The organism is Paraburkholderia phenazinium (genome assembly GCF_900141745.1).
GTDB classification, from domain to species: domain Bacteria; phylum Pseudomonadota; class Gammaproteobacteria; order Burkholderiales; family Burkholderiaceae; genus Paraburkholderia; species Paraburkholderia phenazinium_B.
This window is the reverse complement of record NZ_FSRM01000001.1, coordinates 2,299,236-2,321,509: the sequence shown is the minus strand read 5'-3', so window position 1 is coordinate 2,321,509 and position 22,274 is coordinate 2,299,236. Positions and strand designations below refer to the sequence as shown.

Annotated in this window: 19 protein-coding genes and 1 tRNA gene; 7 read left to right on the top strand and 13 right to left on the bottom strand. The window is 61.9% G+C overall.

Annotation, left to right across the window (positions count from 1 at the left end):
* Nucleotides 1–3 precede the first annotated feature (3 nt).
* The 3 genes from BUS06_RS10605 to BUS06_RS10595 all read right to left on the bottom strand — a co-directional run bounded on the left by BUS06_RS10605 (nt 4) and on the right by BUS06_RS10595 (nt 4,142).
* Nucleotides 4–1,110 (bottom strand): ABC transporter permease, encoded by a 1,107-nt coding sequence (locus BUS06_RS10605; protein ID WP_074264226.1) that lies wholly within the window; start codon nt 1,108–1,110, stop codon nt 4–6.
* Nucleotide 1,111: 1 nt separating this feature from the next.
* The gene (locus BUS06_RS10600; RefSeq protein WP_074264225.1) at nt 1,112–2,149 is read right to left on the bottom strand and encodes a microcin C ABC transporter permease YejB; all 1,038 of its coding nucleotides are present in this window, start codon (nt 2,147–2,149) and stop codon (nt 1,112–1,114) included.
* Between the two features lie 64 nt (nt 2,150–2,213).
* A complete protein-coding gene (locus BUS06_RS10595) occupies nt 2,214–4,142 on the bottom strand; it encodes an extracellular solute-binding protein (protein WP_074264224.1) in 1,929 nt (642 codons plus the stop codon).
* A gap of 111 nt (nt 4,143–4,253) precedes the next feature.
* On the opposite strand from BUS06_RS10595, the gene fabI reads away from it, so the two are divergent.
* A complete protein-coding gene (gene fabI, locus BUS06_RS10590) occupies nt 4,254–5,045 on the top strand; it encodes an enoyl-ACP reductase FabI (protein ID WP_074264223.1) in 792 nt (263 codons plus the stop codon).
* A gap of 82 nt (nt 5,046–5,127) precedes the next feature.
* On the opposite strand, the gene BUS06_RS10585 is transcribed toward fabI, so the two are convergent.
* The 7 genes from BUS06_RS10585 to cysS form a co-directional block, all read right to left on the bottom strand.
* Entirely contained in the window at nt 5,128–5,460 is a 333-nt protein-coding gene (locus BUS06_RS10585; protein WP_074264222.1) for a hypothetical protein, read from the bottom strand.
* 465 nt (nt 5,461–5,925) lie between these two features.
* A tRNA-Ser gene (locus BUS06_RS10580) sits at nt 5,926–6,019 on the bottom strand.
* A 192-nt stretch (nt 6,020–6,211) separates the two neighbouring features.
* A complete protein-coding gene (locus BUS06_RS10575; RefSeq protein ID WP_074264221.1) occupies nt 6,212–7,462 on the bottom strand; it encodes an aspartate kinase in 1,251 nt (416 codons plus the stop codon).
* Nucleotides 7,463–7,894: 432 nt separating this feature from the next.
* Nucleotides 7,895–9,373 (bottom strand): tRNA lysidine(34) synthetase TilS, encoded by a 1,479-nt coding sequence (gene tilS / locus BUS06_RS10570; RefSeq protein ID WP_074264220.1) that lies wholly within the window; start codon nt 9,371–9,373, stop codon nt 7,895–7,897.
* 43 nt (nt 9,374–9,416) lie between these two features.
* Nucleotides 9,417–10,388, bottom strand: a complete 972-nt coding sequence (locus tag BUS06_RS10565; RefSeq protein ID WP_074264219.1) for an acetyl-CoA carboxylase carboxyltransferase subunit alpha — start codon at nt 10,386–10,388, stop codon at nt 9,417–9,419.
* 144 nt (nt 10,389–10,532) lie between these two features.
* Complete coding sequence (locus BUS06_RS10560; RefSeq protein WP_074264218.1) at nt 10,533–11,558, bottom strand: DNA-3-methyladenine glycosylase family protein; 1,026 nt, start codon at nt 11,556–11,558, stop codon at nt 10,533–10,535.
* A 47-nt stretch (nt 11,559–11,605) separates the two neighbouring features.
* On the bottom strand, nt 11,606–13,003 hold the full coding sequence (cysS, locus tag BUS06_RS10555; RefSeq protein WP_074264217.1) for a cysteine--tRNA ligase: 1,398 nt from the start codon (nt 13,001–13,003) through the stop codon (nt 11,606–11,608).
* 254 nt (nt 13,004–13,257) lie between these two features.
* Here cysS and BUS06_RS10550 point away from each other — a divergent pair, with 254 nt between their 5' ends.
* The 4 genes from BUS06_RS10550 (at nt 13,258) to BUS06_RS10535 (ending at nt 16,215) form a co-directional block, all read left to right on the top strand.
* Nucleotides 13,258–13,986: a tetratricopeptide repeat protein gene (locus BUS06_RS10550; protein ID WP_074264216.1), complete on the top strand. Its 729-nt coding sequence runs from the start codon at nt 13,258–13,260 to the stop codon at nt 13,984–13,986.
* A gap of 59 nt (nt 13,987–14,045) precedes the next feature.
* On the top strand, nt 14,046–14,627 hold the full coding sequence (locus BUS06_RS10545) for a peptidylprolyl isomerase (RefSeq protein ID WP_074264215.1): 582 nt from the start codon (nt 14,046–14,048) through the stop codon (nt 14,625–14,627).
* A gap of 166 nt (nt 14,628–14,793) precedes the next feature.
* Nucleotides 14,794–15,288, top strand: a complete 495-nt coding sequence (locus BUS06_RS10540; RefSeq protein WP_074264214.1) for a peptidylprolyl isomerase — start codon at nt 14,794–14,796, stop codon at nt 15,286–15,288.
* Nucleotides 15,289–15,417: 129 nt separating this feature from the next.
* Complete coding sequence (locus BUS06_RS10535) at nt 15,418–16,215, top strand: UDP-2,3-diacylglucosamine diphosphatase (protein ID WP_074264213.1); 798 nt, start codon at nt 15,418–15,420, stop codon at nt 16,213–16,215.
* A gap of 32 nt (nt 16,216–16,247) precedes the next feature.
* Here BUS06_RS10535 and cysE read toward each other — a convergent pair whose 3' ends face one another.
* Nucleotides 16,248–17,063, bottom strand: coding sequence for a serine O-acetyltransferase (gene cysE, locus BUS06_RS10530; RefSeq protein WP_074264212.1), 816 nt, complete (start codon nt 17,061–17,063; stop codon nt 16,248–16,250).
* Between the two features lie 225 nt (nt 17,064–17,288).
* On the bottom strand, nt 17,289–18,173 hold the full coding sequence (locus BUS06_RS10525) for an RNA methyltransferase (protein WP_074266020.1): 885 nt from the start codon (nt 18,171–18,173) through the stop codon (nt 17,289–17,291).
* A 311-nt stretch (nt 18,174–18,484) separates the two neighbouring features.
* On the opposite strand from BUS06_RS10525, the gene BUS06_RS10520 reads away from it, so the two are divergent.
* Both BUS06_RS10520 and lplT read left to right on the top strand, forming a co-directional pair.
* On the top strand, nt 18,485–19,288 hold the full coding sequence (locus BUS06_RS10520) for an inositol monophosphatase family protein (RefSeq protein WP_074264211.1): 804 nt from the start codon (nt 18,485–18,487) through the stop codon (nt 19,286–19,288).
* A 207-nt stretch (nt 19,289–19,495) separates the two neighbouring features.
* The gene (gene lplT, locus BUS06_RS10515) at nt 19,496–20,794 is read left to right on the top strand and encodes a lysophospholipid transporter LplT (RefSeq protein ID WP_074266019.1); all 1,299 of its coding nucleotides are present in this window, start codon (nt 19,496–19,498) and stop codon (nt 20,792–20,794) included.
* An 82-nt stretch (nt 20,795–20,876) separates the two neighbouring features.
* On the opposite strand, the gene BUS06_RS10510 is transcribed toward lplT, so the two are convergent.
* Nucleotides 20,877–22,268, bottom strand: a complete 1,392-nt coding sequence (locus tag BUS06_RS10510; protein WP_074264210.1) for an FAD-binding oxidoreductase — start codon at nt 22,266–22,268, stop codon at nt 20,877–20,879.
* Nucleotides 22,269–22,274: the final 6 nt, after the last annotated feature.

Sequence of the window (22,274 nt, the reverse complement as noted above, 5' to 3'; positions counted from 1 at the left end):
CGCTCACTGGTTACCTCCAGCGCGCATGGCATCGGAGATGCGGGTGTCGAGTGCATTGCGCAGCGCATCGCCCATGAAGGTCAGCAGCAGCAACATCGCAACCAGCACGCCGAAGGTCGACAACGAAATCCACCATGCGTCGAGATTGTCCTTGCCCTGGGCGAGCAGTTCGCCGAGGCTCGGAGTCGGCGGCGGTACGCCGAGACCGAGAAAATCGAGGCTGGTAAGCGCGAGGATCGCACCGCTCATGCGGAACGGCAGAAACGTGATGACCGGTGTCAGGCTATTGGGCAGAACGTGACGCCACATGATCTGCCAGTTCGACAAACCCATGGCCCGCGCCGCCCGCACATAGTCCTGGGTGCGATTGCGCAGGAATTCCGCGCGCACATAGTCGGACAACCCGATCCAGCCGAATAGCGAAAGCAGCACGATCAGCAGGATGAAGCCCGGTTCGAAGATCGAGGCGAAGATGATCAGCAGATACAGCTCGGGCAACGCACTCCAGATTTCTATGAGCCGCTGCCCGATGATGTCGGTCTTGCCGCCGAAAAAGCCCTGCAACGCGCCCGCGAAAATACCGAGGACCGTGCCGATCAACGTGAGCACCAGCGCGAATTCGACCGACACGCGAAACCCGTAAACGAGGCGCGCCAGCAGATCGCGGCCGCGGTCGTCGGTGCCGAACCAGTTGTCATGCGAAGGCGGCGCGGGATTGGGCGCCTTCGAGAAATAGTTGAGCGTGTCGTAGTAATACGGATTCGGCGGATAGACCGCGAAATTGCCCGGCTTGCTGAAACGGTCGCGCACGTAGGGATCGAGGTAATCGGCAGGGGTCGGAAAATCGCCGCCGAAGGTGATTTCCGAATAGGTGTTGAACAACGGGAAATACAGATGCCCGTCGTAACGGACCACGAGCGGCTTGTCGTTCGACCATAGCGGCGCCGCGAGACTCACCGCAAAGGCGACGATGAATACGATCAGACTCCAGTAGCCGAGGCGCTGCTTGCGAAAGCGCTGCCAGACGCGGCGCGCGGGCGACGGCGAGATAAACGCGCGCACGGGCTCGTTGCGCGGCGCCAGCTCGGCTCGGGTACGGGCTCGACTCAAGTCAGCGCTCCAGTTGTTCGAATTGAATGCGAGGATCGACCCAGACGTAGCAGAGGTCGGAGATCAGCTTGGTGGCTAGCCCGATCAGCGTGAACAGATACAGCGTGCCGAGCACCACCGGATAGTCGCGCTGCACGACCGATTGATACGACAGCAGGCCGAGGCCGTCGAGCGAGAACAGCGTCTCGATCAGGAGACTGCCGGTGAAGAACGCGCCGATAAACGCGCCCGGAAAACCGACGATCAACGGCAGCGAGGCATTGCGAAACACATGCTTCCATAGCACGCGCCGCTCGGAGAGACCCTTGGCTCGTGCAGTCAGTACGTACTGCTTGCGGATCTCGTCGAGGAAGGCGTTCTTGGTCAGCATCGTGATTACCGCGAAGCTGCCTACTACCGAGGCAATGATCGGCAGCGTGATGTGCCACAGGTAATCCAGTATCTTTGCGCCGACGCTTAGTTGAGCCCAGTTGTCGGAGGTGAGACCGCGCAGCGGAAATAGCTGCAGGAAAGAGCCGCCGCCGAACAGTACGAGCAGCAGCACGCCGAGCACGAAACCAGGAATCGCGTAACCGATCAGCACGATCAGGCTGGTGACGAAATCGAAGTGCGAGCCGTTGCGGATTGCCTTGGCGATACCGAGCGGCACCGAGATCAGATACGTGAGCAAGAAAGTCCACACGCCGATGCTGATGGACACCGGCAGCTTCGAGACCACCAGCGACCACACGCTTTGATGACGGAAATAGCTCTGCCCGAGATCGAAGGTCGCGAAGCGTTTGAGCATCAGCCCGTAGCGTTCGAGTGGCGGTTTGTCGAAGCCGTAGAGCGCCTTGAGCTGCGCAACCTCCTGCGCGTCGACGCCGTTATGCGCGCGTAGCCCGAACGGTGCGCCGTTCTCGTTGCCCCTGCGCAATTCGTGCACCATCTGTTCAACCGGGCCGCCGGGCACAAACTGGATCACAGCGAACGTGAGTGTCAACACGCCGAGCAAGGTCGGGATCATCAACAGCAGGCGTTTGAGGATGTAGCTCCACATGGTGGCGTTTCCGGTGCGCTAACGTGAGACGTTGAAATGACGGATCAGAACCTGGCGGGCCGCTTCACTTTTTCTGCGGTTTGAACCACCACGTCGAGGTGATCCAGTCATCCGGAGCATAGTACAGCGGCAAGGTCTGCGGCCAGGCGAGTTCACGTCTGAACGCGACCCGGTGAACCGCGCTGTACCACTGTGGAATCACATAGTAGCCATGCAGCAGCACGCGGTCGAGCGCGTGGGTAGCATCGACGAGTTGATCGCGCGTCTGCGCCTGCACCAGCGCGCGCAGGATGGCGTCGACTGCCGGCGATTTGACGCCTATCAGATTACTGGAGCCGGGAGTATCGGCTGACTTGCTGCCGTACCGGTCGACCTCCTCCGTACCCGGCACCTGAACGTCCGGCATCCGGATAGTCGTTACGTCGAAGTCGAACGAATCAAGACGCTTCTGGTAGACCGCGAAATCGCTGGTGCGAAATTTCGCGGTGATGCCGAGCTTCTGCAGATTGCGTGTCAATGTTGCGACGATCGGCTCCATCGAGGTGGCCGAGGCCGAATCGTCGAGGATCTCGAACTGGAACGGCTGTCCCTTGGCATTGCGCAATGCCCCATCGCGATAGGTCCAGCCGGCCTGCTCGAGCAGCGCTCGTGCCTCGAGCAGGTTGGCGCGCAACGAACTGGGCGGATCCGTGTCCGGCTGTTTCGGCGGTGGCCCGAACACTGCCGGATCGAGCTGGGCTCGCCACGGGTTGAGCAGAGCGAGTTCGCCTGCTGACGGCAGCCCCGTTGCCTGCAGATCGGTGTTGACGAAGTAGCTGTCGATACGTGTATAGAGATTGTAGAAAAGCTGGCGATTGAGCCATTGGAAATCGAGCGCGAGGTCGAGCGCCTTGCGCACGCGCACATCCTGGAAGAGCGGCCGCCGGGTGTTGATAATGAAACCTTGCATGCCGGTGCCGTTGTGCTGCGGGAATTCGCGCTTGATCAGCTCGCCGCTATCGAATTTCTTGCCAACGTCGCGTCTCACCCAGCTACGCGCAACATACTCGACAAACGCGTCGTATTCTCCGGCCTTGAATGCTTCGCGGCGCGCCGTGTCATCCGAATACAGCTTGTACACGATGCGGTCGAAGTTGTAGGTACCCACCCGAACCGGCAAATCGGCGCCCCAGTAATTCGGATCGCGCCGGTAAGTGATGGTGCGGCCATTGTCGTATTGCTCGATCAGATAAGGACCGCTACCGATCGGCTTTTCAAATGTCAGTTGATCGAACGGAATATGGCTGCCGTCCGGCTTCGCTCCCCACTTGGGAGAAAACACCGGAATGGCGCCCGCTAACAACGGCAACTCGCGGTGCGGCTCATCGAAATCGAAGCGGATCGTGAGGCGGTCCACCACCACTGCGCGAGTTATCTCAGCGAAGTACGCGGCGTATGCCGGTGAAGCCTGCGGGCTTTTCAGCGTATCGAGCGAGTATTTGACGTCCGCGGCGGTCACCGGATCGCCGTTCGAAAAGCGCGCGCGTGGATTGATGTGGAACGTAGCCGAGCGGCGATCAGGGGCAATCTGCACGTCATCGGCCAGCAGACCATATGCCGATGCCACTTCATCCGAACTGCCGGCGAGCAGACTCTCGAACAGAAAGCCCGTTCCTGGCGCCGCATTGCCGCGCAACGTGAACGCGTTGAACTTGTCGAAACTGGTTTGCCGGTCCGGATTGCCCAGCACCAGTGTGCCACCCTTCGGCGCATCCGGATTGACGTAGTCGAAGTGCTTGAAACCGGGTTGATATTTCGGATCGCCGTACTGTGCAATCCCGTACGATGCGTGCGCCGGCTGCGCCCCCAGCAAGGCCGCGGCAGCCCCCGCCAGCAAAAGCAGCGCCGCCGCGAAACCTCCCCGTACACCCTGCGAACAGACCCGCGAGATTCTTTCCACCATGGCGCGCCAGCGTGCCCGAGGCGCTTGAATCCGTGGCGAGCCAGTTGTCATGGGGGCCTTATTGGTCAGTGGGAGGTTGCAATGTGAGAGAATTCTACCTAATAATCCCGCGCGATCCCGCACATCTGAGCTCGCGGCGCGTTGACTTCATTAGGAGAATTCATGGGCTTCCTCGCTGGTAAACGAATCTTGCTGACCGGCTTGCTGTCGAACCGTTCGATCGCATACGGCATTGCACAGGCCTGCAAGCGCGAAGGCGCAGAACTGGCGTTCACGTATGTCGGCGACCGCTTCAAGGACCGCATCACCGAGTTCGCAACCGAATTCGGCAGCGACCTGGTGTTTCCTTGCGACGTGGGTGACGACGCGCAGATCGAAGCGCTCTTTACTTCGCTGAAGGAACGCTGGGATAGTCTCGACGGCCTCGTCCACTCCATCGGCTTTGCGCCGCGTGAAGCGATCGCCGGCGACTTCCTCGACGGCATGACGCGCGAAAACTTCCGCATTGCGCACGACATTTCCGCCTACAGTTTCCCGGCGCTCGCCAAAGCAGCGCTGCCGATGCTGTCGAAAGATTCCGCCTTGCTGACCTTGACGTACCTCGGCGCCGAACGCGCGATTCCGAACTACAACACGATGGGTCTCGCCAAGGCTTCGCTCGAAGCGAGCGTGCGTTACCTGGCGGTTTCGCTCGGCGCCAAGGGTGTTCGCGTCAACGGCATTTCCGCCGGTCCGATCAAGACGCTGGCGGCAAGCGGCATCAAGGGCTTCGGCAAGATTCTCGATTTCGTCGAAGACAATGCGCCGCTCAAGCGCAATGTGACGATCGAACAGGTCGGCAATTCTGCCGCGTTCCTGTTGTCGGACCTGGCGGCCGGGGTGACGGCAGAAGTGCTGCACGTCGACAGCGGCTTTAACGCGGTGGTTGGCGGCATGGCTGCTATCGCCGAATAACGCGGCTGTTGGCGCGTAACAACAAAAAACCGCCCCAGAGGGCGGTTTTTTACTTTCGGCGCTAGAACGCTACGCGACCGGATCAATAGCGGTGGTCGTGATAACCGCCATGGTCATGGTAGCCGCCGCCGTAACCACCGTGATGGCGATACCAGTCGTCACGCGCCCAGTAGCGATGGCCGTCCCAATAACGGTCGCCGTGCCAGCCGATCACGATGGCCGGGCCACCGTAGTACACCGGCGCAGGTTGATAAACGACGGGCGGCGGAGGCGGCGCGTAGACCGGTGCCGGAGCGACATAAACCGGCGCCGGAATACCGATGTTGACCCCTACGCTCACGCCGGCCATTGCGACACCTGACGCACCTAACGCGAGAACCCCGACCAGAAGCGGAACAAGACGAGCGGACTTCATAGAATCACCTTTTTCACAAGTGGTGTGTTGTTGACCGGAATATAGCGCAAGGCAAGGACGCGCGTATTTCAAGTTTGTAAGAACTGATGCATAAAATCGCACCTTGAACCGCTACGTTACGTCTCGTTACAAGCGACGAAGATTCGGTGAAAAGCGGGCTTGCCGGTAACACCTGCCAGACAGGTTTCGGGGTTCGGGATGCTTAAAAGCATGGGTCAGGTAGCGTTCGCCGATGCCCTGCTTCTTTTAATACTAACGATCTGGCTACAGACCCAATTGTTATTGATTCGGCATCCGAAGCATATTCGACACCTGAAGGACGGCCTGAATTTCATACCGCACCAACTACGCACAACTCAGCAGGATTCGCTCATTCAAAGATTCAAATCGGAAGCGATCAAAAACGGCCGCAGAAAAAACAAAACCCCAAGAGACCGCGATCTCTTGGGGTTCCGCCGCCATTGCTGGCGGAGACGGAGGGATTCGAACCCTCGATCCAGGTTTTGGCCCAGATGCTCCCTTAGCAGGGGAGTGCCTTCGACCTCTCGGCCACGTCTCCCAAACTTTCGGTCGCGCAGGGAGTCAGCGCGACGAAGCCAAGATAATAGCGGGCCGAACCACGAAGGTCAATGTTTCGGGAACACTTTTTGTGCCAGATTCGTCACCAACGACGCAAATTCTTCACATCCGTCGCGCGGATGGCACAAAGCATAAATGGGGTACCCGAGAGCGCCCCACCATTCAACGCAAATTACGCCTGATCCAGCTCGAACGCCTTATGCAGCGCGCGCACGGCGAGCTCCATATACTTCTCGTCGATCAGCACCGAGATCTTGATTTCGGAGGTGGAGATCATCTGAATGTTGATGCCCTCTTCCGACAGCGTGCGGAACATCGTGCTCGCGATACCCACATGCGAACGCATCCCGACTCCGACCACCGAAACCTTCGACACCTTCGGATCGCCCAGCACCTGTTCGGCCTTCACATGGTCCTTCACCTGACCCGTGAGGATCTCCATGGCGCGCTGATAATCGCCGCGGCCCACCGTGAACGTAAAGGCCGTTTTGCCCTCGACGCTCTGGTTCTGGATGATCATGTCGACGTCGATATTCGCGTCCGCCACCGGTCCGAGGATCTGGTAAGCGATGCCGGGCTTGTCGGGTACACCCATCACGGCGATACGTGCTTCGTCGCGCTGAAACGCGATGCCCGAGATGACTGCTTTTTCCATGGTCTCGTCTTCTTCAAAAGTAATCAGGGTGCCCGAAGTCATTTCACCTTCGAGCGGGATCAGCGGATCAGTCAGGCTCGACAATACGCGCGTCTTCACCTGATATTTGCCGGCGAATTCCACCGAGCGGATCTGCAACACCTTCGAACCCAGGCTCGCCATCTCCAGCATTTCTTCAAACGTCACGCGATCGAGCCGGCGCGCTTCTTCCACCACGCGCGGGTCGGTGGTGTAGACACCGTCCACGTCCGTATAGATCAGGCATTCATCTGCCTTCAGCGCAGCAGCAACAGCCACCGCCGATGTGTCCGAACCGCCGCGGCCGAGCGTGGTGATATGCCCGTCCGGGTCGACGCCCTGGAAGCCCGTGATCACCACCACTTTGCCCGCTTCGAGATCGCGCATCACGCGCTCGCCGTCGATTTCGCTAATGCGTGCCTTGGTGAATGCGCTGTCGGTTTTGATCGGCACTTGCCAACCGGCGTAGCTGACCGCGTCGACGCCCGCTTCCTGCAGCGCAATGGCGAGCAGCCCCGAGCTGACCTGCTCGCCGGTGGCGGCAATCAGGTCTAGCTCGCGTGGGCTCGGCTGGGCCGAAATGTCTTTCGCGAGACCGAGCAAGCGGTTCGTTTCGCCGGACATCGCCGAGGGCACCACGACCATCTTGTGGCCCGCCTTGTGCCATTTCGCGACGCGCTTCGCGACGTTCTTGATGCGCTCGACCGAGCCCATCGAAGTACCGCCGTATTTATGTACGATGAGTGCCATTGTCGTTCTGAACTGGAGAAGTAACCGCGCTGCCGCGCTGGAGACGACCGCACCGAAGCACAAGAGCTCAACGTTTCAGGAACGACGGCGAAGTGTGAGGGTGGCGGCGTAGATGCAGCGCACGTGCAGCACGCGCGGATTTGCCCGCGAGGAATCGTCAAAGGCCGCTGGCTGGCGGCTCCCCGGTGGCTTATGGTCGCCGGGAAACACAGGAAACGGCCGGAAAACAGCAAAAGCGCATCAAAATGACGGCAATAGCGGCTTCGGGCAAGCATGTTAACGTACCCGATCAGGCGTAAAAAGACAAGCCAAAATGCCGGTAATGGGCGATGCAAAGGCTTGTGTGCAAAGGGGTTACGCCTGCTTTCGACACGTCGACGGCGGCTCTTTAGCGCCAAAGCGGTGCTTCGGCCAGCGCGCCCGACCGGTCGGTCAGGCGATCAGCAGATCCTCGCGCCAGTCGATCCGCACGTACGGGCCGCGGGCAAACGCAGCGTCGTCCGCGGGCGCGCCAGCAAGGGCGTCAGCGGCATCGGCCTTCGCTGGTAAAGCCGCGTGGTTGACACCGAGCAGCGGTACGAACAGCAGCACGTCTCCCGCGTACAGCAACGGCACGTCCCGCTTCCATGCCGGCACGCCCTGCTCCTGGAACAGATTCTTGAGCGTACGGCTCGGGCCCTGCGCGTTGTTGCGCATGCGCTCGCCGCCGCTGCGCGAGCGCGCGGACAACGGCGCCGTACGCAGAAGCGCGACGGGCACGGCGCCAGGATCTTCAGCATTCGCCTCGGCAAACACGAAGGTGCCGCGCCATTGCGGCAGACGCCAGATCGATTCGCCCTGCCAGGCAAATTGGCTGACCGCGCGCGCCACAAGCGCTGTTTCGTCGGCGGGCTCAGCACTATCGCCTGCTTCCCAGTAAATCTGCCCGCGATAGCTGCGCAGCGCCTGGCCGGCGTGATCGACGCGCAAGCTATGCGCCTCGCCGACCTCGCGCAGTTGCCGCAGCGCGTCGGACAGACGCGCCGTCGACGCGGCCGGCAAGCCAAGTGAACGCATCCAGAAACGCAGCAGGTTAAGCGCGCGGTCGTCGTCGAGTGTGAGCACGGCGTCGCGTGACAGCGCGCGGTCGCCGTCGCACGAAGCCGCTTCCATGTCGATACGAGCCAGTCGGTCCAGCAGACGCTGTGAGGATGCCGCGTGGGCCGCCGTGCGCGCCAACGCATCGCGATAACCGGGAAAGTGGACGGCCAGTTCGGGCAACACATCATGACGCAGCGCATTGCGCGCATAGCGAGTGTCGGCATTCGATTCGTCATCGACCCACGCGAGCGTTCTCGCCACCGCGTACTGCTCAAGTTGCGCGCGCAACAGATGCAGAAGCGGTCGCACGCGGGTCACCGTGGCGCCCGCGGGCAGGTATTCAGGCGCCATCGCCGCGAGGCCCGCCAGCCCGGCGCCACGCAGCAACTGCAGCAATACCGTTTCGGCCTGATCGTCGGCGTGCTGGGCGAGCCACAGCGTCGTCACGCCGTGCTGCGCGCATAGCGCATCGAGCGCACGATACCGCGCATCACGCGCGGCCGCCTCGACGCTCACACCGGATTCATGCGCGACTTTGACATGCGCTGCCGCGAACGCGATGCCACGCTCACGCGCGAATGCCTCGCAATGCGCAAGCCACTGATCTGCGTGCGGACTAAGGCCGTGGTGAACATGCAACGCGACACAGCGCGACGGTCCCGCGACGCGAGCCACGGCGTCGAGCAACACACTGGAGTCGATACCGCCGCTAAACGCCACCGCAACGCGCGCGCCTTCAGCCAGCGCAGGTCGTGCAGGCTGCGCGGAAAGCGCCGCGCCGACCGCCTCGAGTACGAGGCGGTCGGCGGGAGAGTCAGCGGTATCGGTCACGGCGACGAGGCGCGGAGCGCCTTCGATTGAAGAACGGGCCGGCTTATGCGCCGGGCGTCGTTTCCTTGAACTTGCCGTACGCCATCAGCCGTTCGAACCGGCGTTGACGGAGGTCCGGAACGCTCATGCCCTGGAACTGACGCAGCGAATCGGCCAGCGCGCGGCGCAGCATGGCAGCCATGCCCTTCGGATCGCGATGCGCGCCGCCGAGCGGCTCGTTGACGATCTTGTCGATCAGGCCAAGTGCCTTCAGACGATGCGCCGTGAGGCCCAGGGCTTCGGCCGCTTCCGGCGCCTTCGCCGCGCTCTTCCAGAGAATGGAGGCACAGCCTTCCGGCGAGATCACCGAATAGGTCGAGAATTGCAGCATCAGCACACTGTCGCCCACCGCGATGGCAAGCGCACCGCCCGAACCGCCTTCACCGATGATCGTCGCGATGATCGGCGTTTTCAGCTCGGCCATCACATACAGGTTACGGCCGATGGCTTCCGACTGGCCGCGCTCTTCCGCGCCGATGCCAGGATAAGCACCCGGTGTATCGATAAACGTGAAGAGCGGTAGACCAAATTTTTCGGCGAGGCGCATCAGGCGTTCGGCCTTGCGATAGCCTTCCGGACGCGGCATGCCGAAGTTACGCAGCGAGCGTTCCTTGGTATCGCGACCCTTCTGGTGGCCGATCACCATGCAAGCCTGGCCGTTGAAGCGCGCAAAACCGCCGACAATAGCCAGATCGTCCGCAAACGCGCGGTCGCCATGCAGTTCGTGAAAATCGGTGAACAGTTCGCTCACATAGTCGAACGTGTAGGGACGCTGCGGATGACGGGCAATTTGCGAAACCTGCCACGGGCTCAGGTTTGCGTACAGATCTTTGGTGAGCTGCTGACTCTTCTTGGAGAGCCGATCGATTTCTTCCGAAATATCGACGGCCGAATCGTCCTGCACGAAGCGCAATTCTTCGATCTTCGCTTCGAGTTCAGCGATCGGCTGCTCGAAATCCAGAAAAGTGGTCTTCATTGGTTGTAATCCTTGGACTTACCAGGCAGCGCGTATTCTAACCGCGACCGCCGCTGTCAAAACTACCTCGAAACTATCGAATTCGCGAAACCGATAGTCTCGGATAGCCTCACATCACATGACATCAAATCAGGTCGTGGCAGATTAATAGTCGACCGGCAATGGATCAAGACTACGCCACATATACCAAGTAGCGACTGTGCGCCACGGCTCCCAATTCGCAGCAACCTCGCGCGCCTCGCTGCGCGTGACGGGTTCGCCACTGAAGTAATTGACGCTGATGGCGCGGATCAGGCCGAGATCGTCCAGAGGCAGGACGTCCGGACGCGAGAGATTGAAGATCAGGAACATCTCCGCGGTCCAGCGGCCGATACCGCGGATCTGCGTGAGCTCGGCGATCACCGCCTCGTCTTCCATCGTGGTCCACTTGCCGACGTGCAAGGCGCCCGAAACGAAGTGCTCGGCCAGATCGAGAATGTATTCCGCCTTGCGCCTGGACAGGCCGCACGCCATCAGCTTGTCCTGCCCCAGCTTGATGAACTGCTGCGGCACGAGCTTCGGACACGCACTTTCGACGCGATGCCACGCCGCCTGCGCCGAAGCCACCGAAATCTGCTGCCCCACCACCGAGCGCGCGAGCGTCACGAACGGATCGCCGCGGCTCAACAGATGCACCGGGCCGAACTTCGGAATCAGTTTCTTGAGAATGCGATCGCGCTTGACGAGATCCGCACACGCCTTGTCCCAGTAGTCGGGGCGTGTGACTTCCGGCGTGAGACCGCCAACCTGCACCGGCACGGCGACTTCCGCGTCGTCCAATGCACGCGTTTTGCGCACGACTTCACCTTCATGCAGCGTGTCGCGCGCGAGTTCCTGTACGTCGCCGGCGAGTTCTGCCGGCACGGCGCCATTGCCAGCATGATTTTTCACGCGTGTTGTGCGCGATGCTTTTGCGCCTCTCGCGAGCTTCGGCGCATGCGCTGACGCACCGTTGAGCGCGCGCTTCACCGGGGTGTTCTTCGCGGCGCTACCTGCCTTGGCGGCGACCTTCGCCGCGGCGGGCACCGCTTTGATCGCGCTGCCGTTACGCGCGCGAGTCGATTTCACTGCAGCTGCCGCGCCTGTTTTAGACGCAGCCCGTTTAGACGGCGTCTTCGTGGCCGTTGCCATCCTGCCTCCTGCCTGGCGAGTCGATCAAAGGGAAGTACGAGGTGCGCTCACACGCGCCGCCACTCGGTCAACCCGCCGGGTTTGTCTTCAAGTGCAACGCCAGCCTCGAGCAATTCGGCCCGAATCCGGTCTGCTGCCGCATAGTCCTTCGCCTGCTTGGCGGCCACGCGCGCTGCGATCTTCGCTTCGATCGCGGCGGGCTCGAGCGCGCCATCACTCACGCTACCCGCAGCCTGCTGCAGGAATGCACGCGGCTCACGGCCCAGCAGTCCGATGATGCGCGCAAGCGCACGCAGTTGTCGGGCCAGCGCGGCGTCGCGCGTGCGGTTTACCTCACTTGCCAGCTCAAACAGCACCGACACTGCAACCGGCGTGTTGAAGTCGTCGTTCATCGCCGCCCTGAAACGTTGCGCATGCGCCTCGTTCCAGTCGAGTTCGGCGCCGTCCGGGCTCACGTCTTTCAGCGACGTGTACAAACGCGTGAGGGCGTTGCGCGCGTCGTCGATATGCGTGTCGCTGTAGTTCAGCGGCGAACGGTAGTGCGCCCGCGCAATGAAAAAACGCACCACCTCGGCATCGTACTGCGCGAGCACTTCTCGGATCGTGAAGAAGTTGCCGAGCGACTTCGACATCTTCTCATTGTCGATCTGAACGTACCCGTTGTGCATCCAGTAATTCACAAACGTTTGACCTGTCGCGCCTTCGCTTTGCGCGATTTCGTTCTCATGGTGCGGAAACTGCAGATCCTGCCCGCCGCCATGAATATCGAAATGATCGCCGAGCAGCGTGCAGCCCATCGCCGAGCATTCAATGTGCCACCCGGGACGGCCGCGGCCGTACTTCGAGTCCCAACCCGTGTCCACAGGCTCCTCCGGCTTGGCCTGTTTCCACAGGACAAAATCGAGCGGATCCTGCTTCGCGTCGTTGGCCGCCACACGCTCGCCTGCGCGCAGATCTTCGAGCGACTTGCCCGATAGCTTGCCGTAGCCAGAAAATTTTCGCACGGCGTAATTCACATCGCCATCACTCGCCTGATAGGCGTAGCCGTTTGCCTCCAGCTTGCCGATCATGTCGAGCATCTGCGGAATGTAGTCGGTTGCGCGCGGTTCGAGATCGGGACGCTCGATGCCGAGCGCATCCGCATCTTCATGCAGTGCGGCAATGAAGCGATCGGTCAGCGACTTGATCGTCTCGCCGTTTTCGACGGCACGGCGGATGATCTTGTCGTCGATATCGGTAATGTTGCGCACGTAGGTCACCTTGTAACCGAGCGTGCGCAACCACCGTTGCGCGATATCGAACACGACCATCACGCGTGCATGACCAATGTGACAATAGTCATACACCGTCATCCCGCAGACGTACATCCGTACGACGCCCTCTTGCAGCGGCACGAAAGTTTGCTTGTCACGCGCGAGCGTGTTGTAGATGCGCAGTGATTCCATAGAGACGATGCGTGGGTCGAAAGAAATCCGCAATGTTTTTCGTGCGCGCCGCGCCCGCTTCTGATACCGGCCCGGTACAAGCTCAGTACAAAACAGGTGTAGCGCATACAGCAGCAAACCGGTGCACCGGGTGCGGCGGTCAGGCTGCGATCAAGGCGGGACGACCACGAGTGGCGAAAGACAGTATGCGGTTCAACGGAACGCGCAGACCTTTTGTTAGAATGGGTCGGAGTATAACATCCAGACCCGAGCCTATGAAACCTTCCAGCGGCCGCGCGCGAAGCGCCGCGACCCTCGCCGCCACGGCCCTGTGCGGCCTCGCCGTCATGCTGCTGCCGGGCGCGCCTGCCTATGCGCAGAAGTCCCCCATGATCCCGCAGGGTGCTCCTGTGCGCGACAACACGCCGGAAATCGACGCGTTGATTGCAAAGCAAAACTGGAACGCCGCGCTCACCCAGCTCGACGCCCGCATCGCCGCCAATCCGCGCGACGCGCAGGCGCAGTTCAAGCGCGCCACGGTGCTGGCTCACCTGAATCGCGACGACGAAGCCATCAACGCCTTCATTGCGCTGACGCAAACTTACCCGGAATTGCCGGAGCCGTATAACAACCTTGCGGCGCTGTACGCGAAGCACGGGCGCTATTCGGAAGCACGCGCGGCACTCGAAACCGCGACCAAGGCGAACCCCAACTACGGTCTCGCCTACGAAAATCTCGGCGACCTGTACCTGCGCCTCGCGGCCTCCGCCTACCAGCGCTCGCAGGACCTGGGCCAGGCAAGCGGGCCGACGAAGCAGCGCCTCGCCGACATCCAGAAGATCGTCTCGCCACCGAAGAGTGCGGCGCAGCCGGTCAAGAAGGTTGCCGCACCGCAAGAGGACGCGACGCCCGTCATGCCGAACATCACGAACTCGCCAAGCTTCCAGTTCGGCGGCTCGAATGGCTCGCTCGCCATGCCGCCTTATATGGCGCCGTCGCAATAACTATGCGTATCCGTATCGCACACTCATCGCCAACGCTTTTTTCCACCCTGAGGATCTTCATGAAATGGTTGATGCTGGCGCTCGGTAGCGCCGCCCTGATCGCGAACGCACCCGCCTCTGCCCAGTCCGCCACGCCGGCGACGCATCCGTCCGTGCTCTTCAAGACCACTGACGGCGATATCCGCGTCGAGCTGTACCCCGAGAAGGCGCCGAAGACCGTCGCGAACTTCCTCGACTATGTGAAATCCGGCCAGTACAGCGGCACGATTTTCCATCGCGTGATTCCGGGCTTCATGATCCAGGGTGGCGGCTTCACGCAGAGCTATGCAGAAAAGCCAACTCGCGCGCCGATCCAGCTTGAAAGCCGCAACGGCCTGAAGAACGTCGTCGGCACGATCGCCATGGCACGGACCAGCGACCCGGATTCGGCCACCTCGCAATTCTTCATCAACACGGCGGATAACGCCGGCCTCGACTATCCCGGTCAGGACGGCAACGGCTACGCCGTGTTCGGCAAGGTCACCTCCGGCATGGATGTGGTGAAGAAGATCGAAGGCACGCCGACCACGACGCGCGGCCCGATGTCCGACGTACCGCAAACGCCGATCGTGATCGAATCGGCTACGATCGTCAGCAAATAAGCAGACCGGCATAGAGACACAAGCAGGCAAGAACACAGGTTAGCAAGCGCACCCGCCGGCAATGCAGTCCGTGGTCGCCCTTGCAACACCACTGCCCCTGGCGCGGCCCCATCCACCATGCGATGCGCCGCGCCTTTCACCCTCCTGTTCATCAAAGGATCCCATCATGGTCGAACTACACACGAATCACGGCGTCATCAAACTCGAACTGGACGCCGAGAAGGCACCGAAGTCGGTTGAGAACTTCCTCAACTACGTGAAGGCCGGTCACTACGACAACACCGTGTTCCATCGCGTGATCGACGGCTTCATGATTCAGGGCGGCGGTTTCGAACCCGGCATGAAGCAAAAGCCGACCGAAGCGCCGATCACCAACGAAGCGAACAACGGTCTGAAGAACGTCAACGGTTCGATCGCGATGGCGCGCACCAACGATCCGCATTCGGCGACGGCGCAATTCTTCATCAACGTGAACGACAACGACTTTCTGAATCACTCGTCGCCGACGCCGCAAGGCTGGGGTTACGCCGTGTTCGGCAAAGTGGTCGACGGTCTCGACATCGTCGAAAAGATCAAGAAGGTGAAGACGGGTTCGAAGGGCTTCCATCAGGACGTGCCGGCGGACGACGTGATCATCGAGAAAGCGGTCATCGTCGAATAAGCAACGGGCCGTGCGTCAGCGGTTGCGGTCGCGGGTTCAGCTGCGGCCCTGGGTTTGGCAACAACACGCTGGCGCACAGCGCGCAGTTCGGCGAAGCATTTAACTGCAACTGAAATCAGGCAACCTTCAATGCTGCAAGAAACGCCGCTGCGAAGCGTCGCCGCGGGCGGGCCAGGCGAGGGCAGACGCCCGCATGGCGCACGCCCGCTTTTTCTCATCTCAGACCTGCATTTAAGCGAGGACATTCCTCGCACGGTCGCCGCGTTCGAACACTTCATCCGCATCACGGCTGAAGAAGCCGATTCGGTTTTTATCCTCGGCGACCTGTTCGAATACTGGATCGGCGACGACATGCTGAGCGATCCGTTCGTCGCGCGTATGGCGACGCTCATGCACACACTGTCCGAGCGCGGCATCGCGCTCTATATCATGCACGGCAATCGCGACTTTCTGCTCGGCAAGCGCTTCATGAAAGCGGCCGGCGCAATCTGGTTGCCCGACCCGTTCGTGATCACCGCATTTGGCGCGCGCATCACGCTCGCGCATGGCGACGCGCTGTGCACCGCCGATCATGCGTACATCCGTTTTCGCCGCGTTGCACGCAGCCGCTTCGCGCAAATGCTGTTTCTCGCCTGGCCATTCAGATGGCGCCATGCGCTGGCCAAAAGGATGCGCTCGGCGAGTCAGGAGAGCCGCGCGCGGCCGGTCTCGCCGAAATACGACGTGACGCAGGAAGGTGTAGCTGCGTTGTTCAGGGAGACGGGGACGGCGACCATCGTGCATGGCCACACGCACCGGCCGGCACGGCACCGCGAGCCGGGTGGTACGCGCTGGGTACTGCCGGACTGGGACCTCGATCACGGCGAACCCCGAGGCGGGTATTTGCGGATCGATGCCGATGGGCTGAGAGCCCTACCCCTGGACTAGGCGCTGCATCAGTCTTCCGATTGAGCGTGGGACTACCTCTCAGCGGCTACCCCATCCACGCGCCCCGCGATCGCTGCGGACAGGCGACGCAGATCGAGCAACGCCGCGTCTGCGCCCTGCAGCGCTTCGAGACGCGTACCGAGCCGCTCCAGCGCTGCGACGATTTCGTCGATGCGTTGCGACTGCGTCGCCGCATGATCGATCAGACCGTGAATGGCGAGCGAAACCGGATCGTCCGCATTCGGCGTAATGCCGTAGGCACAGAATGCACTGCGCACCGCGGCCTTCTTGTCGCAATCACGATCAAGACCAGCAGCCTCGCGTGCGGGCGCTACGGGCATGATCACCCGTGCCGGATTGCCCACTGCCGTGCCGCCTGCCGGCACCGGCTTGACGACCACCGCGTTCGAACCGATCTTCGCCTCCGCGCCAATCGTGAAGCCGCCGAGTATCTTGGCGCCCGCGCCGACGATCACACCGCGCTCGAGCGTCGGATGCCGTTTGGCGCCGCGCGTGAGCGAGGTGCCGCCCAGCGTCACGCCCTGATAGATCGTGCAGTCGTCGCCGATCTCCGCCGTTTCGCCGACCACGACGCCCATGCCATGATCGATAAACACCCGGCGGCCGACGGTTGCGCCCGGATGGATCTCGATGCCGGTCAGAAAGCGCGCCATCTGCGACACGAAACGCGCCAGCCAGCGGCGTTGCGCCCGCCAGCAGGCGTGCGCGAGCCGGTGCAGCACAAGCGCATGCAGACCGGGATAACACGTGAGCACTTCCCAGGCGCTGCGGGCGGCGGGATCGCGCTCGCGGATCGTGGCGATGTCTTCGCGAAGTCTCGTGAACATGGCAGTGACGCTTTCGTGGGAACGTGGGGCCGGGTGCCGCCTGGCGGCACACGACGGAGCGCTGCCGTTAGCAGACCGGCAGCTTTGCTTAGAACGTTTTGGGGAATTGTAGGGGCGATTGCGTCAACCTGCTGGATGCCCCCGTTCGCGGCAAGGTCGTCAGATGCGCGCCGAGAGGTCGGCGCGCGTGCTCAGGATGCGCAGTGGGACAGGCGCGCACCGTCCTCAGGACGCGCCGTCGTCCGGCTGCTTCACCTTCAGCAGGATGTGCTTTGCGATGCCGCGCACAATATTCACCTCTTCGCGCTCGAGCCCGGAACGTGCAAAAAGACGCCGCAGGCGCGACATCAGTTTCTTGGGGTTATGCGGATCGAGAAACTCGAGCGCCACCAGCGCACTTTCGAGGTGCGCAAACATGCCTTCGATTTCATCGCTGGGCGCGAGCGAGCCGTGCGCCGCGGCACCTTGGGCTAGCCCTTCGGAGTCAGTGTTCACGCCGTTGCCAACATTAGCGCCAGCCCTGCTCCCGCCACCGCCAGCAACGGCGCCCGCAGCCCCGCCCGCGCCGAGATACGCGGTGCGCAACTCGTACGCCAGCACCTGCACGGCCTGCGCCAGATTGAGCGAGCTATATGCCGGATTGGCCGGAATATGCGCGAGCACACTGCAACGCTCGACGTCCTCGTTCGACAGCCCCGTGCGCTCATTGCCGAACACCAGTGCGATATCACCGTGCACAGCATGTTCGCGCGCCTGCCCCGCAGCCGCGCGCGGCGCGAACTGCGGCGGGCCGTATTCGCGCGAGCGCGCCGTCAGCGCCACCGACCAGTGCACGCCATTGAGCGCATCCGCCAACGTCGGCACCACATGCGCGCCGGCCAGCACATCGTCCGCACCGCTCGCCATGGCGATCGCTTCGGGATCGGACTGCACGTGCGGCACGCGCGGGGCCACCAGCACGAGACGCGAGAAGCCCATGGTTTTCAGCGCACGCGCTGCCGCGCCGACATTGCCGGGATGACTGGGCTCGACGAGCACGAAGCGGGTCGACGTGAAGCCGCCGCGCACAGGCGCAGCGCTGTCCGGGCCGCAGATCCCGGAGGACGGCAGAGAAGACGAAGACGGATTGTGGGGTTGGGCCACGATAAAAATAGGGAGCTAAAGGTCCCTATGGTAGCGCCAACAGGCGCGCAAAACCTACCCGCATCGGATGCTGCGCTGCCGTAGAGCCCCGGACTCGGGTAAAATCACGGCTATTCGCGCCGTCTTTGCACGAGCGCCTCGTTCTTATTCAATTCGTCTCCGTCGACGGAACGCCGGTCAAACGGTCGTTCCGTGTTGTTTCAGCTGCTTAGTGGCAGCGCATTTACAGCTCATTACCGGTAAGCAGCCGCGCTGCCCCGGCACAAGGATCCAGGCTCATGCATCCCATGCTCAACATCGCCGTCAAGGCCGCGCGCCGCGCCGCGCAGATCATCAACCGGGCGTCGCTCGATCTCGACCTGGTCCAGGTCAGCAAGAAACAGCACAACGATTTCGTCACGGAGGTCGACAAGGCATCGGAAGCCGCGATCATCGATACACTGAAGACCGCCTACCCCGATCACGCCATCCTCGCCGAAGAATCCGGCAAATCGGACAACGAGTCCGAATACCAGTGGATCATCGACCCGCTCGACGGCACCACGAACTTCATCCACGGCTTCCAGTACTACTGCGTGTCGATCGCTCTGGCGCATAAAGGCATCGTGACTCAAGCCGTCGTCTACGATCCGAACCGCAACGACCTGTTCACCGCCTCGCGCGGCCGCGGCGCGTTCCTCAACGACCGCCGCATCCGCGTGGGCCGCCGCGACCGCCTCGCCGACGGCCTGATCGGCACGGGCTTCCCGTTCCGCGAAACCGACGGCCTCGAGTCGTACGGGCGTCTGTTCAAGGAAATGACCGAAGCCTGCGCCGGCCTGCGCCGCCCGGGCGCGGCTGCGCTCGATCTGGCAAACGTCGCCGCGGGCCGCCTCGACGGTTTCTTCGAACAGGGCCTGCATGCGTGGGACATGGCTGCCGGCAGCCTGCTGATCACCGAAGCTGGCGGTCTGGTGGGCAACTACACGGGCGATTCGGAGTTCCTGCATATCGGCGAAGTCGTCGCGGGCAACCCGAAGCTGTACGCGCAAATGGTGCCGATCCTGTCGCGCTACAGTCGCACGAAGCAGCCTGCGGCCTGAGGCCGTAACACGCGCTGCAGCATGTGCAAAGCGGCTTCGGCCGCTTTTTTTCTTGGGCGCGGCCGTCCGGCTGGCCAGTATCCGCTAACGCTGCGCCTGCATGCGACGCCGCTTCATGCTACAAAGCGACAGGCCGCACCGGTATCGTTTTCATCGTACCGGCGTGCTTTTGGCGCACGACCCTCGCGCAGCATCCCGAACTGCTTAATGAAAAAAGGCTTCTATACGATCATCGCGGCGCAGTTCGTGTCGTCGCTCGCCGACAATGCGCTGCTGATCGCGGCGATCGCGCTGCTCTCGGTCATCCGCTCGGCCGCGTGGGTGACGCCGCTGCTGCAGATCTTCTTCACGGTTTCGTACGTGTTGCTGGCGCCGTTCGTCGGTGCATTCGCGGACGCGCTGCAAAAGCGTCATGTGATGTTCGTCTCGAACGCGTTAAAGGCCAGCGGCTGCCTGATGATGATTGCTGGCGTGCATCCGATGATTGCGTACGGCGTGGTCGGTTTCGGCGCGGCGGCCTACTCGCCTGCCAAATACGGCATCCTGACCGAACTGCTGCCCCCCGACCGGCTGATCACGGCAAACGCATGGCTGGAGTCGGCCACAGTACTGTCGACGATCGTCGGGACCATGCTGGGCGGCGCGCTGATCAGCACCTACGCCTCCAACTTCGTCACGCATGCACGGCTGCCACTGATTCATTCCGCGGCCGATCTGGCAATGCTGGCAGTGATGCTGACCTATGCGATCGCGGCTGCGATCAATGTGGGGATTCCCGACACGGGCGCGCGCTATCCGAATCGCCTCAAGGAGCCGAAGAAACTGGTAGGCGATTTCACGCATTGCTTCAACGTGCTGTGGGCCGACAAGCTCGCGCAAATCGCGCTGTGGGTCACCACGCTGATGTGGGGCGGCGCGGTCACGCTGCAGTTGCTGGTGTTGAAGTGGGCGGATGTGAACCTTGGACTGTCGCTGTCGAAAGCGGCTGTGATGCAAGGCATTACGGGGCTCGGTATTGCGGTGGGCGCGGCGGCGGCTGCGACGCTGGTGCCGCTGCGCAGTTCGCTGAAGGTGCTGCCGATTGGCATCATTACCGGCGCGGTCGCAATCGGCATGGCGTTCTATAGCAGGGGACTGTTTCCGCCGGGCATGGGCATTCGCGTCGGTCCCTTTGTTGCGCCGATTTATATCGTGCTCGCCTATCCGCTGATGATTCTGCTCGGCGCGCTGTCGGGGTTCTTTATCGTGCCGATGAATGCGCTGCTGCAGCATCGCGGCGCAACGCTGCTCTCAGCGGGCCATTCGATTGCCGTGCAGAATTTCAACCAGAATCTCGCGGTGCTGCTGATGCTCGGTTTGTACGCGATTCTGCTCACGGCGAAGCTGCCGGTGCCGTGGATCATCGTCGTGTTCGGCACCTTCATTACATTCATGATGTGGCTGGCGAAACGCCGTAGCACGGCGAACGCGCGCAAGGTCGATATGCGCGCGCTGGTTGGAGAATAGCGGCTCGCGAAGGTCATGGCCTGTGCGCGGACAGTCGCGGGAGTCCCCAGGTCCCCGACGACTGACGCGCACCGGATGCCCGTTACGACACGGAAGGCTGGATGTTCTGATTGAAGCGAAACAGGTTGTGCGGATCGTACCGGGTCTTCACCGCGACGAGACGATCGTAGTTCGGACCATAGGCCGCGCCGATACGCCCGGTCTCGTCCTGCGTCAGGAAGTTGACATACACGCTGCCCAGTGCGAAAGGCGCAGCCGCCTCGAAGAAGCCGCGTGCCCATGCGATGCATCGGTCATCGTCGCTTGCGTCGCTCCAGCGTCCATGCACATTCATGACATATGTCGCGTCGCGGTTCGGATAGGCCGTGGCCTCAACCGGAACACGGGTTGTTTGAGCCCCGATCTGACCGAAGAAGATCTCGCATTGAGGCGACGGCAGCTTGTCAATGGCGTCAATCAGCACGTCCAGCAGTCCGTCCGGCAACTCGGCCAGATTGTGCGATTTCCAGTAGTTGCGCGCGCCGGGCGTCAGCAGCGGATCGAAAGCCTGTTGCCACATCGCATAAGGCATCGGGCCGAGATGTTCTCCGTACGGGGTGCCGAAGTGGCGCACCGCGTCGAGCACGCCCGGCCCATCAGCAACTGCGCCGTTGTAGCAGCTTGCAAAAGCGATGATCGGTTTGCCGTGGACATCCTGCGGCAGAAACGGCAGCGGCGGCGCGAGGCGCAGCACGGCCCATACAGAGAGTTCGTCCGGCATATCGTCGATTGCAGCGCGGTATTTCCTGAGCGCGTCTTTTGCCTGTTCCAACGGCAATACGACGAGCCCGCCGAACACCTCCGGCCCGACTGGATGCAGCTGGAATTCGAACATCGTAACGACGCCGAAATTGCCGCCGCCGCCGCGAATCGCCCAGAACAGATCCTCATGCGCATCGGCAGCGGCACGAACCAGTTCTCCGTCCGCCGTGACGACATCCGCCGAGACGAGATTGTCGACCGTCATCCCGTACTGGCGGCTGAGCCAACCGAAGCCGCCGCCGAGCGTCAGGCCCGACACGCCCGTCGTCGAATTGATCCCGAGCGGTGTCGCCAGCCCGAAAGCCTGCGCTTCATGGTCGAAATCGGCAAGCGTGGCACCCGGTTCGACATAGGCGCGACGCGCAGCCGGGTCGACCCGTACCGATTTCATCGGCGACAAGTCGATCATCAGTCCGTCGTCACAGACCGCGCTGCCTGCGATGTTATGCGCGCCGCCGCGCACAGCCAGCGGCAAGTCGTTATCGCGCGCAAAGGCTACTGCACGGCGAACATCGGCCACTCCCGCGCAACGCAGGATGACAGCCGGACGACGGTCGATCATTGCATTCCATATGCTGCGCGCTTCGTCGAAACCGGGATCGGCAGGCAACAGCACTTGCCCTCTCGTCGCAACTTTCAGTTCTTCGATTACATTGCTGGACAAATTGACCATGAGACA

What these genes read in the sequence shown, in the direction of transcription:
- BUS06_RS10600 (WP_074264225.1), bottom strand. Translation starts at nt 2,149, where the DNA reads ATGTGGAGCTACATCCTCAAACGCCTGCTGTTGATGATCCCGACCTTG.
- BUS06_RS10595 (WP_074264224.1), bottom strand. Translation starts at nt 4,142, where the DNA reads ATGACAACTGGCTCGCCACGGATTCAAGCGCCTCGGGCACGCTGGCGC.
- fabI (WP_074264223.1), top strand. Translation starts at nt 4,254, where the DNA reads ATGGGCTTCCTCGCTGGTAAACGAATCTTGCTGACCGGCTTGCTGTCG.
- BUS06_RS10585 (WP_074264222.1), bottom strand. Translation starts at nt 5,460, where the DNA reads ATGAAGTCCGCTCGTCTTGTTCCGCTTCTGGTCGGGGTTCTCGCGTTA.
- BUS06_RS10575 (WP_074264221.1), bottom strand. Translation starts at nt 7,462, where the DNA reads ATGGCACTCATCGTACATAAATACGGCGGTACTTCGATGGGCTCGGTC.
- BUS06_RS10565 (WP_074264219.1), bottom strand. Translation starts at nt 10,388, where the DNA reads ATGAAGACCACTTTTCTGGATTTCGAGCAGCCGATCGCTGAACTCGAA.
- BUS06_RS10560 (WP_074264218.1), bottom strand. Translation starts at nt 11,558, where the DNA reads ATGGCAACGGCCACGAAGACGCCGTCTAAACGGGCTGCGTCTAAAACA.
- cysS (WP_074264217.1), bottom strand. Translation starts at nt 13,003, where the DNA reads ATGGAATCACTGCGCATCTACAACACGCTCGCGCGTGACAAGCAAACT.
- BUS06_RS10550 (WP_074264216.1), top strand. Translation starts at nt 13,258, where the DNA reads ATGAAACCTTCCAGCGGCCGCGCGCGAAGCGCCGCGACCCTCGCCGCC.
- BUS06_RS10545 (WP_074264215.1), top strand. Translation starts at nt 14,046, where the DNA reads ATGAAATGGTTGATGCTGGCGCTCGGTAGCGCCGCCCTGATCGCGAAC.
- BUS06_RS10540 (WP_074264214.1), top strand. Translation starts at nt 14,794, where the DNA reads ATGGTCGAACTACACACGAATCACGGCGTCATCAAACTCGAACTGGAC.
- BUS06_RS10535 (WP_074264213.1), top strand. Translation starts at nt 15,418, where the DNA reads ATGCTGCAAGAAACGCCGCTGCGAAGCGTCGCCGCGGGCGGGCCAGGC.
- cysE (WP_074264212.1), bottom strand. Translation starts at nt 17,063, where the DNA reads ATGTTCACGAGACTTCGCGAAGACATCGCCACGATCCGCGAGCGCGAT.
- BUS06_RS10520 (WP_074264211.1), top strand. Translation starts at nt 18,485, where the DNA reads ATGCATCCCATGCTCAACATCGCCGTCAAGGCCGCGCGCCGCGCCGCG.
- lplT (WP_074266019.1), top strand. Translation starts at nt 19,496, where the DNA reads ATGAAAAAAGGCTTCTATACGATCATCGCGGCGCAGTTCGTGTCGTCG.
- BUS06_RS10510 (WP_074264210.1), bottom strand. Translation starts at nt 22,268, where the DNA reads ATGGTCAATTTGTCCAGCAATGTAATCGAAGAACTGAAAGTTGCGACG.